12 protein-coding genes are annotated in these 12068 nt (G+C 61.2%); 8 read left to right on the top strand and 4 right to left on the bottom strand.

Going from position 1 to position 12068, the window contains the following annotated elements; all coding sequences use genetic code 11:
- The first annotated feature begins 120 nt into the window (after window positions 1-120).
- Window positions 121-303 carry a hypothetical protein gene (locus tag PSH84_RS03900; protein ID WP_305482315.1) on the top strand — a complete coding sequence of 61 codons (183 nt, stop codon included), beginning with the start codon at window positions 121-123 and terminating at the stop codon, window positions 301-303.
- A gap of 7 nt (window positions 304-310) precedes the next feature.
- On the opposite strand, the gene PSH84_RS03895 is transcribed toward PSH84_RS03900, so the two are convergent.
- Window positions 311-1039: a UTRA domain-containing protein gene (locus tag PSH84_RS03895; protein WP_305482314.1), complete on the bottom strand. Its 729-nt coding sequence runs from the start codon at window positions 1037-1039 to the stop codon at window positions 311-313.
- A 349-nt stretch (window positions 1040-1388) separates the two neighbouring features.
- On the opposite strand from PSH84_RS03895, the gene PSH84_RS03890 reads away from it, so the two are divergent.
- The 6 genes from PSH84_RS03890 to PSH84_RS03865 all read left to right on the top strand — a co-directional run bounded on the left by PSH84_RS03890 (window position 1389) and on the right by PSH84_RS03865 (window position 6792).
- The gene (locus PSH84_RS03890; RefSeq protein WP_305482313.1) at window positions 1389-2456 is read left to right on the top strand and encodes an ABC transporter substrate-binding protein; all 1068 of its coding nucleotides are present in this window, start codon (window positions 1389-1391) and stop codon (window positions 2454-2456) included.
- Window positions 2457-2670: 214 nt separating this feature from the next.
- Window positions 2671-3477, top strand: a complete 807-nt coding sequence (locus tag PSH84_RS03885; RefSeq protein WP_305482312.1) for an alkaline phosphatase family protein — start codon at window positions 2671-2673, stop codon at window positions 3475-3477.
- A 5-nt stretch (window positions 3478-3482) separates the two neighbouring features.
- Entirely contained in the window at window positions 3483-4319 is an 837-nt protein-coding gene (locus PSH84_RS03880) for an ABC transporter permease (RefSeq protein WP_305483155.1), read from the top strand.
- Window positions 4306-5106: an ABC transporter permease gene (locus PSH84_RS03875; RefSeq protein ID WP_060741108.1), complete on the top strand. Its 801-nt coding sequence runs from the start codon at window positions 4306-4308 to the stop codon at window positions 5104-5106. The genes PSH84_RS03880 and PSH84_RS03875 overlap by 14 nt, the downstream gene beginning before the upstream one ends.
- Entirely contained in the window at window positions 5103-6092 is a 990-nt protein-coding gene (locus tag PSH84_RS03870; protein WP_305482311.1) for an ABC transporter ATP-binding protein, read from the top strand. The genes PSH84_RS03875 and PSH84_RS03870 overlap by 4 nt, the downstream gene beginning before the upstream one ends.
- Before the next feature lie 46 nt (window positions 6093-6138).
- Window positions 6139-6792, top strand: a complete 654-nt coding sequence (locus tag PSH84_RS03865; protein WP_305482310.1) for an HAD family hydrolase — start codon at window positions 6139-6141, stop codon at window positions 6790-6792.
- 151 nt (window positions 6793-6943) lie between these two features.
- On the opposite strand, the gene PSH84_RS03860 is transcribed toward PSH84_RS03865, so the two are convergent.
- The 3 genes from PSH84_RS03860 to PSH84_RS03850 form a co-directional block, all read right to left on the bottom strand.
- Window positions 6944-7732: a DUF2182 domain-containing protein gene (locus PSH84_RS03860; protein ID WP_305482309.1), complete on the bottom strand. Its 789-nt coding sequence runs from the start codon at window positions 7730-7732 to the stop codon at window positions 6944-6946.
- 2 nt (window positions 7733-7734) lie between these two features.
- Window positions 7735-8370 (bottom strand): DUF1326 domain-containing protein, encoded by a 636-nt coding sequence (locus PSH84_RS03855; protein ID WP_122566961.1) that lies wholly within the window; start codon window positions 8368-8370, stop codon window positions 7735-7737.
- A 431-nt stretch (window positions 8371-8801) separates the two neighbouring features.
- Window positions 8802-9764 (bottom strand): zinc-binding dehydrogenase, encoded by a 963-nt coding sequence (locus PSH84_RS03850; RefSeq protein WP_122566960.1) that lies wholly within the window; start codon window positions 9762-9764, stop codon window positions 8802-8804.
- 139 nt (window positions 9765-9903) lie between these two features.
- On the opposite strand from PSH84_RS03850, the gene PSH84_RS03845 reads away from it, so the two are divergent.
- Window positions 9904-11982, top strand: coding sequence for a carboxy terminal-processing peptidase (locus PSH84_RS03845; protein WP_163006778.1), 2079 nt, complete (start codon window positions 9904-9906; stop codon window positions 11980-11982).
- Window positions 11983-12068: the final 86 nt, after the last annotated feature.

Below are 12068 nucleotides of genomic sequence, written 5' to 3'. Positions count from 1 at the left end.
AGCAAGCTTTGCTCCCACACAGCGCTCGCCTCGGGATTGAGGGGTGTGCTGACATACATCAGCCCCCCCAGCCAAACCCCAACTAGACTGTCCTTATCCCTCCCCGACAAGGCCGTCGTCATGATCTCGATGTCTTCGTTCAACGCCATGCTGGTGCCCATCATCGCCGGCATGATCCTGCTGGCCATCGGCTTCAACTTCCGTGACAAGAACTTCGGGGTCTTTGCCATGTGGATCGGCATGCTGCTGATCCTCGCCACGGTAGTGATCAAGATCCTGGGCAAGCTCAACGAGTCGCTCTGAACCTGCCTCAAACCGGCGCTTGCTCCGGCACATCCACGCCGACATGGATCGCATCGTGTCGCCAGAACTCCAGGTCGCAGTCGATCAGCCGCTGGTGCTGGTCATAGTTGACCCGCGCGATGCGCAGCCCGGGGCTGCCCACCGAAACTCTCAACGCCGCTGCCGCTTCCGGCTGTAAAGAGGTGGGCACGATCTCGAACTTCACCCGGCCGTAGTGCAGGTCGTAATGGCGGGCGTACAGCTCGGTGATGGACTGGTTGAGGTCGAATTCGAGGATGTCCGGAAAATACTGTGGGTTCAGGTAGTGCTCGACATACAGCACCAGCCGCTCATCGATGCGTCGTACGCGGCAGATCTGGATCACGCTGGACAACGCCGGCAGTTGCAACCAGGCACACACTGCCGCCGAAGCCGGTTGCAAGCGCGCCGAGATCACTTGGGTAGAAGGCACACGCCCCTGGGCCGCGACCATGGCGTGAAAATGGCTGCGCTGCATCAGGTTGTAGGCCAGGCGCGGCGGCGAGACGAACCAGCCCCGGCGCTCTTCCCGATAGATCTGCCCCTGGGCTTCGAGCTGCAACAACGCCTCGCGCACGGTAATCCGCGTGGTCCCGAACAATTCACTGAGCTTGCGCTCGGCCGGCAACTTGCTGCCGGGCGCCAGCAACCCGTGATCGAGTTGCTCTTGCAGGACCTGTCCGATGGCTGTCACCGCTTTGGTTGCATCGATGCGCATCAACGTTACCTATCTGGACTAGACCAGCACTGTTTCGGGGCAGGATCGACGGTCCGTCGATCCGCTTCTGGGTCCAACAAGCCTAGGCACTGCACATGACTGGCAGATGACAGAGCCGCCGAACGGTCGTTTTTCGAGCGTGCAAATTAACGGCCAAGTCCTTGCAGATCAGCTGTTTAACCATGGTCTACGCTTAATTCGCAGCCAATCTCCACGAGCCAGGCATTTCCCGCCCCCTGCGACACCGACATCAAAATGTCACAGGGCTCGCCTACATTGGCTCAGGTATTGCTGACCTAGACCAACACAACCGCAATCGCAGCGTTGAAAACGCCCATAGGAGCTTCGGATGAAACAGCTTTTCCTGGCATCACTGTTAGGCTCGACCATTGCCATGTGCACCGCCGCCATGGCCGCTGACACCGATCTGAAAACGTTGGAAGCCGCTGCGAAAGCGGAAGGCGCCGTGAACAGCGTCGGCATGCCCGATGACTGGGCAAACTGGAAAGGCACCTGGGACGACCTGGCCAAGATCTATGGCTTGAAACACATCGACACCGACATGAGCTCGGCCCAGGAAATCGCCAAGTTCGCCGCCGAAAAAGACAACGCCAGCGCCGACATCGGTGACGTCGGCGCGGCGTTCGGCCCGATCGCGGTCAAACAGGGCGTGGTCCAGCCGTACAAGCCAAGCACCTGGGAACAGGTCCCCGCCTGGGCCAAGGACAAGGACGGCAACTGGGCATTGGCCTACACCGGCACCATCGCCTTCATCGTCAACAAGAAGCTGCTGCACGGTTCCGAAGTGCCGACCAAATGGGGTGACCTGAAGACCGGCAAATACAAAGTTTCCATCGGTGACGTGAGCACCGCCGCCCAAGCCGCCAACGGCGTGCTGGCTGCGGCCCTGGCCAACGGTGGCGACGAGAAAAACGTTCAGCCGGCGCTGTTGATGTTCGCCGAAATCGCCAAGCAAGGGCGCCTGTCCATGGCCAACCCGACCATCGCCACGATGGAAAAAGGTGAAGTCGAAGTCGGCGTGGTCTGGGATTTCAACGGCCTGAGCTACAAGGCCAAGATGGCCAATCCGGATGATTACGTCGTGCTGATTCCGTCCGACGGCTCGGTCATTTCCGGCTACACCACCATCATCAACAAATACGCCAAGCACCCGAACGCCGCCAAGCTGGCCCGTGAGTACATCTTCAGCGACGCCGGCCAGATCAACCTGGCCAAGGGCAACGCCCGTCCGATCCGCGCCGAGCACTTGAAACTGCCGGCAGAGGTCCAGGCCAAGCTGCTGCCGAACGAGCAGTACAAAGGCGTGACCCCGATCAAGGATGCGGATGCGTGGGAGAAGACTTCCAAGGCACTGCCGCAGCAGTGGAATGAACAAGTCATCGTCGAGATGAAGTGAGGCGCTAGCGCCCGCTCGGCTATCCACTGGCAATCCAACTGTGGGAGCAGGCCCTGTGGGAGCGAGCTTGCTCGCGATGGCAGCGGATCAGTCAGCATTGAGGTTGACTGATACACCGCTATCGCGAGCAAGCTCGCTCCCACAGAAGCTCGCGCCCACATCAGGTTCCTGAAGGATCCGAGTTTTCTGGTATCTGCCCGGAGTCCCGGTACCCATGAAGCACAACGTCATCCTGGTGGTGCTCGACGGTCTCAACCATGAGGTCGCCCGGCATGCCATGGGGCATTTGCAGGCTTACGTCGGCGCAGGACGCGCGGCCCTCTACAAACTGGAATGTGAGTTGCCCGCCCTGTCCCGCCCGCTCTACGAATGCATCCTCACTGGCGTCGTGCCCATCGACAGCGGGATCGTGCACAACAACGTCACGCGCCTGTCGAACCAGCGCAGCATTTTCCACTATGCCACCCAGGCCGGCTTGAGCACGGCGGCCGCGGCGTACCACTGGGTCAGCGAGCTCTACAACGTCTCGCCCTTCGTCGCCGGTCGCGATCGTCACACCGACAACCCCGACCTGCCGATCCAGTACGGGCATTTCTATTGGAATGACCACTACCCCGATTCCCACCTGTTCGCCGATGCCGAACACCTGCGCCAGCGCTACTTGCCGAACTTTTTGCTGGTGCATCCAATGAACATCGACGACGCCGGCCACAAGCACGGCCTCGACACCCCGCAATACCGCAACAGTGCGCGCTCGGCCGATATCAACCTGGCGGTCTACCTGCAAGCCTGGCTCGATGCCGGTTACCAGGTGCTAGTGACCTCCGACCACGGCATGAACAGCGACCGTTCCCACAACGGCCTGCTGGCCGAAGAACGGGAAGTGCCGCTGTTCGTCCTGGGTGACGGCTTCAGTCTCGATCCCGCTGCCGCGCCGAGGCAGACCGAACTGTGCGGCACCATTTGCCAATTGCTCGGCGTCGACCACGACAAACCCTATTGCCAGGAGTTACTCAAGTGAACGCCATGACGCGCGGCAAATGGCTGGCAGCGTTGTGCCTGGTGCCCTTCGCGATTTTCTTCATCGTGTTCCAGATCGCCCCGCTGCTCTGGGTGCTGGTCAACAGCCTGGAATCGGAAGAGTTCGGCTGGGGCCTGGCCAACTTCAGCAAGATCTTCAGTTCCAAGTTCTACCTGCAAGCGATCCAGCACAGCCTGGAGATCAGCTTCTGGTCCAGTGTGTTCGGCATCGTCATCGCCGTGCTCGGCAGCTATTCACTGCGCCGTGTGGATTCGCGGCTGCGCAACTTCGTCAATGCCTTCGCCAACATGACCAGCAACTTCGCCGGCGTGCCCCTGGCCTTCGCCTTCATCATTTTGCTGGGGTTCAACGGCAGCATCACAATCATGCTCAACCAGGCGGGGATCATCGAGGATTTCAACCTGTATTCGAAAACCGGGCTGATCATCCTCTACACCTACTTCCAGATTCCCTTGGGCGTGCTGCTGCTCTACCCGGCTTTCGACGCCCTGCGCGAAGACTGGCGCGAATCCGCCGAGTTGCTCGGCGCCAGCGGCTGGCAGTTCTGGCGGCACATCGGCTTGCCGGTGCTGACCCCGGCGCTACTGGGCACCTTCGTGATCCTGCTGGCCAACGCCCTCGGTGCCTATGCCACGGTCTACGCGTTGACCACCGGCAACTTCAACGTACTGCCGATCCGCATCGCCGCCATGGTCTCCGGCGACATTTCCCTCGACCCGAACCTGGCCAGCGCCCTGGCCGTGGTGCTGGTGGCGTTGATGACCGTGGTGACCATCGTCCATCAGTTGCTGCTCAAGAGGAGCTACCATGTCTCGCGCTGAACCGGGCTCCGTCGGGCTCTATCATCGGGCGGTGGTGTACCTGCTGTTCGCCATCCTGCTGCTGCCCCTGGCCGGCACGCTGGTCTACTCCATCGCCAGCAGTTGGTCGGCCACCGTGCTGCCCAGCGGCTTCACCTTCAAATGGTATGTGCAGTTGTGGAGCGATCCGCGTTTTCTCCACGCCTTCGGTCAATCGCTGCTGGTCTGCGTCGGTGCGCTGGTGCTCTCGGTGGTGTTGATCCTGCCGCTGCTGTTCGTGGTGCATTACCACTTCCCCAAGCTCGACGCACTGATGAACATCCTCATCCTGCTGCCCTTCGCGGTGCCGCCGGTGGTGTCGTCGGTGGGGCTGTTGCAACTCTATGGTTCCGGGCCGCTGGCGATGGTCGGTACGCCGTGGATCCTGATCGGTTGCTACTTCACCGTCGCCCTGCCGTTCATGTACCGGGCGATCACCAACAACCTGCAAGCCATCAACCTGCGCGACCTGATGGACGCCGCCCAACTGCTCGGCGCCAGCACCTTCCAGGCGGCGTTCCTGGTGGTGCTGCCGAACCTGCGCAAGGGCCTGATGGTGGCGCTGCTGCTGTCCTTCTCGTTCCTGTTCGGCGAATTCGTGTTCGCCAACATCCTCGTCGGCACCCGCTATGAAACCCTGCAGGTCTACCTGAACAACATGCGCAACAGCAGCGGCCATTTCACCAGTGCCCTGGTGATTTCCTACTTTTTCTTCGTACTGGTCCTGACCTGGGCGGCCAACATCTTGAACAAGGACAAAAGCCAATGAGCTACGTCAGCGTCCAACACCTGCAAAAAAGCTATGCCGGCACACCGGTGTTCAGCGACATCAACTGCGAGATCGGCAAGGGCGAGTTCGTCACCCTGCTCGGCCCTTCCGGTTGCGGCAAATCCACGCTGCTGCGCTGCATCGCCGGCCTGACCGCGGTGGATGCCGGCCAGATCATCCTCGACGGGCAGGACATCGTCCCGCTGAGCCCGCAGAAACGCGGCATCGGCATGGTCTTCCAGAGCTACGCCTTGTTCCCGAACATGACCGTGGAGCAAAACGTCGCCTTCGGCCTGCGCATGCAAAAGGTAGACGCCTCGGACAGTCGCCAGCGCGTGCTGGAGATCCTGCGCCTGGTGGAGCTGCACGATTTTGCTGCCCGCTATCCCCATCAACTCTCCGGCGGCCAATGCCAGCGCGTCGCCCTTGCCCGCTCCCTGGTCACGCGGCCGCGCCTGTTGCTGCTGGACGAGCCACTGTCAGCCCTGGATGCGCGGATTCGCAAGCACTTGCGCGAACAGATCCGACAGATCCAGCGTGAATTGGGCCTGACCACGATCTTCGTCACACACGATCAGGAAGAAGCCCTGACCATGTCTGACCGGATTTTCCTGATGAACCAGGGAAAGATCGTACAAAGCGGCGATGCCGAAACCCTTTACACTGCGCCCGTCGATGTCTTTGCCGCCGGCTTCATCGGCAACTACAACCTGCTGGACGCCGACAGCGCGAGCAAACTGCTGCAGCGGCCGGTGACCGGTCGCATCGCCATCCGCCCGGAGGCCATCGAGCTGAGCCGCAGCGGCCAGGCCGATGCGCTGATCCGCAGCCACAGCCTGTTGGGCAACGTGATTCGCTACCGGGTCGAGGCTCGTGGCGTGGAGTTGGTGGTGGATGTACTCAACCGTTCGGCCGCCGACCTGCACCCCGATGGCGCACGGTTGGCACTTTCCATCGATCCGTCGGCGCTGTGTGAGGTAGCCTGACGGCTTTGTTGATTTTGAAGCTGATCTTGAAAAGGGAAACACGCTGATGGCCTTGGCAATTTTTGATCTGGACGAAACCCTGATCCACGGCGACTGCGCCACCCTCTGGAGTGAACAGATGGGTCGCCTGGGCTGGGTCGATCCCGAGTCGTTCATGCGGCGCAACAACGAGCTGATGGACGCCTACAGCCACGGCAAGCTGAGCATGGAAGAGTACATGGACTTCAGCCTGGAACCGATGATTGGCCGCACGCCCGAAGAGATCGAGCATCTGGTGGCGCCGTGGGTGGAAGACTTCATCGAGCCGATCATCTTCAGCGACGCCACCAAGGCCATCGCCGAACACCGCAAGGCCGGTGATCGGATCCTGGTGATCTCGGCCTCCGGCACGCACCTGGTCAAGCCGATTGCCGAACGCCTGGGCATCGACGAGATCCTGGCGATCGAACTGGAGGTGCTTCATGGGGTGTACAGCGGCCAGACCGTCGGTACCCTGACCTACCGCGAAGGCAAGATCACCCGGCTGCTGGACTGGCTGGATGCCGAGGAAGAGAACCTGGAAGGCGCGAGCTTCTATTCCGACTCGCGCAATGACCTGCCGTTGTTGCTCAAGGTCGATCACCCGCACGTAGTGAACCCGGACCCGGCATTGAAGGCCCATGCCGAATCGGCCGGGTGGCCGATTCATACCTGGAAATAAGCACTGCACAACCCCAGGAAGAACACTCGGATTGTGTGGCCAGGTGCCCTCTGTGGGAGCGAGCTTGCTCACGATAGCGGTGGATCGGCCGGCATTGATTTGGCTGACACACCGCAATCGCGAGCAAGCTCAGCTCCCACAGGTTCAGCCCCTAGCCCAGCAACAGCCACAGGCTCCAGCCAAGCAACAACACACCGCAGATACGACTAAGCCAGAGTCCCTGCGGCAGGTTTTTCTCCAGCAGAATGAAGGCACCGATCACTGCCACCCAGAGCAGGTTCATCACGCCGACCACGAACAACAGTCCCATCAAGGCCCAACAGCAGCCCAGGCAGTAAGCGCCATGGGCCAGCCCCATGCGCCAGCCGCCGAGCACGTCGGAGCGCCAGTAGCTGAGAAGAAAATGCAGCGGCCCGCGACAATGTTTAAGGCAGACCGCCTTGCTTGGCAGCCACTGATAGACGCCTGTGACCAACAGCAGGCCGGCGCCCAACGCGGTACTGCTGACGCGCATCCCTGGACTGAGCAAAGTGAGCTGCTCGAGCGCCCATTGCAACGCCGTGGCGCCCAGGGCGAAGCCAGCCCAGACCAGGCCATAGGCGCTGCAGAACAGCAGCAGGGCCAGGTGTCGCTGCGGTGCCGGCATGCGCTTGCACAGCATCTGCTGGTAGATCAGCAGCATCGGCAGGGCACTGGGCAGCATCATGCCGATCATCATCACCACCCACATGGCAAACATCAGCAGCGCATCGGCCAGGCTCCAGGGCATGACCATGCCAGCCATTGCCGCATCAGCCATGCCGCCCGGCGCGCTCATGTCACGGGCCATGTGCAGCAGCACCAGCCAGGCCAGGGCGGTCAGCGCAAGCAGGCAGGCCAGGAACAGCAACTGCTCGCCTGTCAGTCGCCTGCTCTGGGCCGCCACCTGAGGTGCTGCCATCTTTACGGCTCTATGCCATGGCCAGTGAAGTGCACATGGGCGAGGTGGCTATGACTGTCTTGGGATTGTAGCTTGAGGGCCGAATGCGTCTGGTAACTGCCGCTGGCGACCTCAGCCTCAAGGAATTCGAAGCCGTTGGGCAGGGATAGCCGGACTCGATGAGGTGAACCGTCGATCGGGCTGCGGATCGGCTCGCCGCTGGCCTGCAGCACGCCTGGAATGTCCAGGTGCGCCAAGCGTTGATCGACATCGATAGACAGAGTAATGGGCACGAACTGCGGTTCGAACACTTCACTCATGGTGCTGCTGAACACCTGGAACACGTTGGCCCCGGGGTCGCTCTCCAGACCAGAGAGGATGGTCAGCAGAGCCTGACGTTGCGCCTCGTCGGCGCGTTCATCGATGAACACCTGACAACTGCCGTTGCCCTCATGAATGGCACCCGGCCAAGCGAAGGTGGCGGCCCAGCACAAGCCTTCCAGCGTCACCTGATTGAAATACCCGTGTTCCACTCGCATCGACGCCACCGCCTGGCAGTGGCCATGGGTCGGTGGTGCGTCGAATTGACAGGGGCAGCCCCAATTGCAGTTGCAGGCAATGAATTCGACGCCCTGCATGCGCCATTCGGTGATGGCCATGATCAACCTCTTCACCTGGCGGGTGAAATGAAAGCTGCGGTTACCCCATCCCTCCATTAATTAACGCTAGCAGGACGCGCGCATCGGATACCGGCTGCCGACCAAAGGTCGGCCTGCCCGTGGTCGCAGGTCAAAGGTGAAAATTGGGGGGAACACCGACTCTGCGAACATCCGAAGCACCATGTGGGAGCGGGCTTGCTCGCGAAGGCGCCAGCACATCCAACCTCAATGCAAACTGACCCACCGCTATCGCGAGCAAGCCCGCTCCCACAGGGGATTTGGGGTGAATACCGGTTCTGTGAGCACCCGAAGATCCATGTGGGAGCAAGGCTTGCCCGCGATGGCGGCCGCACATTCAACATCACTGCAAGCTGATCCACCGCTATCGCGAGCAAGCTTTGCTCCCACAGCTCCGCACCCAGCTCCGGGAGTCAGCTCAGGCTCTCATCGATCAGCAACACCAACTTGCCGGACACCTGGTTGGTTGCCAGTTCCGCGAACGCCGCTTCGGCGTCCTTGATCGCGAAGGTCCGGGCCAGTTGCGGGCTCAGGCGTTTGTCGGCAAACAGCGGCCACACCTGTTGCCCCAGCTCACTGATCAGGTCGGCCTTGAATTGCTCGTCGCGACTGCGCAGGGTCGAGCCGAGCAGTTGGATACGCTTTCCCAGCACCTGGGCCAGGTCGAGCTCGGTCGAGCGCCCGCCCATCAGGCCGATCAACACCCAGCGGCCGTCAACTGACAAAAGTTTCACGTTGAGTTTGGCGTAGTTGGCGCCCACTGGATCGAGGATCACGTCGAAGGGACCGAGGTCGTTCAAACTCTCCAGGCCATCGGTGCGCACCACGCCCCCCTGGGCGCCCAGGGCCTCGCAATAGGCCAGCCGCTCGGTCGAACCGACACTGACCCAGCACGGGTTGCCGAACGCCTTGCACAGCTGGATCGCGGCCGAGCCGACGCCGCTGGCCCCGGCATGCAGCAGCACTTTCTCGCCCGGCTTGAGCCCGGCCAGCTGGAACAGATTCAGCCACGCGGTGCTGTAGACCTCAGGCAGCGCGGCCGCTTCAGCCAATGACAAGCCCTCGGGCACCGGTAGCACATGGCGGCCATCGACCACCACCTCCTCGGCCATCCCACCGCCGGCCAGCAACGCGCAAACGCGGTCGCCCACCTGCCAGGACGAGCCCGGCCCGACCTCGCTGATCACCCCGGAACATTCCAGCCCCAGCACCTGGCTGGCGCCGGGTGGCGGCGGGTAAAGCCCGGCTTTTTGCAACAAATCGGCCCGATTCAGGCCGGCAGCCGCCACACGGATGCGAACTTGCCCGACATCACACGCCGGACTTGGCTCATCAGCCCATACCACTTGGCCTTCAACGCCTTGCAATGCTTTCACGGTGCCTCCATAGTGAGTCTCGACTGGGCCCGCTGCTTCAACGCCGGGCTTTCTTGCATTATGCGCCCGGGCCACATGGAACCGGCGACTTCAAAGACGGCCTAATATGCGTTATCAATTGTCCCTGCGTCGAATCAGCATGAAGCACCTGTTCCCCAGCACCGCCCTCGCGCTCGTCATTGGCCTCGGCCTGTTACCGTTGTCGAACGATACGTTCGCAGCCAACAGCTGGGACAAGCTCCAGCCCGATCGCGACGAAGTGATTGCCAGCCTGAACGTCGTCGAATTGCTCAAGCGCCATCACTACAGCAAGCCGCCGCTCGATGACGCGCGCTCGGTCATCATCTACGACAGCTATTTGAAGCTGCTCGATCCATCGCGCAGCTATTTCCTGGCCAGCGACATCGCCGAATTCGACAAGTGGAAAACCCAGTTCGACGATTTCCTCAAGAGTGGCGACCTGAATGCCGGGTTCACCATCTACAAGCGCTACTTGGACCGCGTGAAGGCACGCCTGGACTACGCCCTTGCCGAGTTGAACAAAGGCGTCGACAAAATCGACTTCAATGCCAAGGAAACCTTGCAGGTCGACCGCAAGGACGCCCCTTGGCTCAAAAGCACAGCCGAACTCGACGACCTGTGGCGCAAACGCGTCAAGGACGAAGTGCTGCGCATGAAGATCGCTGGCAAGGATCCCAAGCAGATCCAGGAAACCCTGACCAAGCGCTACAAGAACCAATTGGCGCGCCTGGACCAGACCCGCGCCGAGGACATTTTCCAGGCGTACATCAACACCTTCGCCATGTCCTACGACCCGCACACCAATTATCTGTCGCCGGATAACGCGGAAAACTTCGACATCAACATGAGCCTGTCCCTGGAAGGCATCGGTGCCGTGCTGCAGAGCGACAACGACCAGGTGAAAATCGTGCGCCTGGTCCCGGCGGGCCCTGCGGACAAGACCAAACAGGTCAGCCCGGCGGACAAGATCATCGGTGTCGCCCAAGGCAACAAGGAAATGGTCGACGTGGTCGGCTGGCGCCTGGACGAAGTGGTCAAGCTGATCCGTGGCCCGAAAGGCTCGGTGGTGCGTCTGGAAGTCATCCCGGCCAGCAATGCGCCGAACGACCAGACCAGCAAAATCGTGGCCATCACCCGTGAAGCGGTGAAGCTGGAAGAACAAGCCGCGAAGAAATCGATCCTCAACCTCAAGCAGGACGGCAAGGACTACAAGCTCGGCATCATTGAGATCCCGGCCTTCTACCTGGACTTCAAGGCCTTCCGCGCCGGGGATCCGGACTACAAGAGCACCACCCGTGACGTCAAGAAGCTGCTGACCGAACTGCAGAAGGAAAAGGTCGACGGCGTGGTCATCGACTTGCGCAACAACGGCGGCGGCTCCCTGCAGGAAGCCACCGAGCTGACCAGCCTGTTCATCGACAAGGGCCCGACCGTGCTCGTGCGCAACGCCGATGGCCGGGTGGATGTGCTGGAAGACGAAAACCCGGGCGCGTTCTACAAGGGACCGATGGCCTTGCTGGTCAACCGCCTGTCGGCGTCGGCCTCGGAGATTTTCGCCGGCGCGATGCAGGACTATCACCGTGCGCTGATCATCGGCGGCCAGACCTTCGGCAAAGGCACCGTGCAGACCATCCAGCCGCTCAACCACGGCGAGCTGAAGCTGACCCTGGCGAAGTTCTACCGGGTGTCCGGCCAGAGCACCCAGCACCAGGGCGTACTGCCTGACATCGATTACCCGTCGATCATCGACACCAAGGAAATCGGTGAAAGCGCCCTGCCCGAAGCCATGCCGTGGGACACCATCCGGCCGGCGATCAAACCGGCCGTGGACCCGTTCAAGCCGTTCCTGGCCCAACTCAAGTCCGACCACGACGCGCGCTCGTCCCAGGATGCGGAGTTCGTGTTCATCCGCGACAAGCTGGCCCTGGCGCAGAAATTGATGATGGAAAAGACCGTCACCCTCAACGAAGCCGACCGTCGCGCGCAGCATGCCGATATCGAGGCCAAGCAACTGACTATGGAAAACCTGCGTCGCAAAGCCAAGGGCGAAGAACCGCTCAAAGAGCTGAAGAAAGAGGACGAAGACCTGATCACCGAGCCGGAGAAAACCAAGCCGGAAGACGATGCCTACCTGAGCGAGACCGGGCGAATCCTGCTGGATTACCTGAAACTCAACACGGCGATCGCCAAGCACTAAGATGATGGCCATTTAATGGTGATGCTCGTCGGAGTGTCATCAAACTGACATCAGTCTGTCGTGAAATACAGGACTGGGTGCCCCGC

It is taken from the genome of Pseudomonas beijingensis, from assembly GCF_030687295.1.
Taxonomy (GTDB): domain Bacteria; phylum Pseudomonadota; class Gammaproteobacteria; order Pseudomonadales; family Pseudomonadaceae; genus Aquipseudomonas; species Aquipseudomonas beijingensis.
The sequence above is the reverse complement of the archived record's forward strand: the minus strand, read 5'-3'. Positions and strand labels throughout refer to the sequence as shown.

Excerpts from the sequence above, each read along its gene's own strand:
- PSH84_RS03875 (WP_060741108.1), top strand. The coding sequence starts at position 4,306 with ATGTCTCGCGCTGAACCGGGCTCCGTCGGGCTCTATCATCGGGCGGTG.
- PSH84_RS03895 (WP_305482314.1), bottom strand. The coding sequence starts at position 1,039 with ATGCGCATCGATGCAACCAAAGCGGTGACAGCCATCGGACAGGTCCTG.
- PSH84_RS03860 (WP_305482309.1), bottom strand. The coding sequence starts at position 7,732 with ATGGCAGCACCTCAGGTGGCGGCCCAGAGCAGGCGACTGACAGGCGAG.
- PSH84_RS03865 (WP_305482310.1), top strand. The coding sequence starts at position 6,139 with ATGGCCTTGGCAATTTTTGATCTGGACGAAACCCTGATCCACGGCGAC.
- PSH84_RS03845 (WP_163006778.1), top strand. The coding sequence starts at position 9,904 with ATGAAGCACCTGTTCCCCAGCACCGCCCTCGCGCTCGTCATTGGCCTC.
- PSH84_RS03890 (WP_305482313.1), top strand. The coding sequence starts at position 1,389 with ATGAAACAGCTTTTCCTGGCATCACTGTTAGGCTCGACCATTGCCATG.
- PSH84_RS03870 (WP_305482311.1), top strand. The coding sequence starts at position 5,103 with ATGAGCTACGTCAGCGTCCAACACCTGCAAAAAAGCTATGCCGGCACA.
- PSH84_RS03885 (WP_305482312.1), top strand. The coding sequence starts at position 2,671 with ATGAAGCACAACGTCATCCTGGTGGTGCTCGACGGTCTCAACCATGAG.
- PSH84_RS03855 (WP_122566961.1), bottom strand. The coding sequence starts at position 8,370 with ATGGCCATCACCGAATGGCGCATGCAGGGCGTCGAATTCATTGCCTGC.
- PSH84_RS03880 (WP_305483155.1), top strand. The coding sequence starts at position 3,483 with ATGACGCGCGGCAAATGGCTGGCAGCGTTGTGCCTGGTGCCCTTCGCG.
- PSH84_RS03900 (WP_305482315.1), top strand. The coding sequence starts at position 121 with ATGATCTCGATGTCTTCGTTCAACGCCATGCTGGTGCCCATCATCGCC.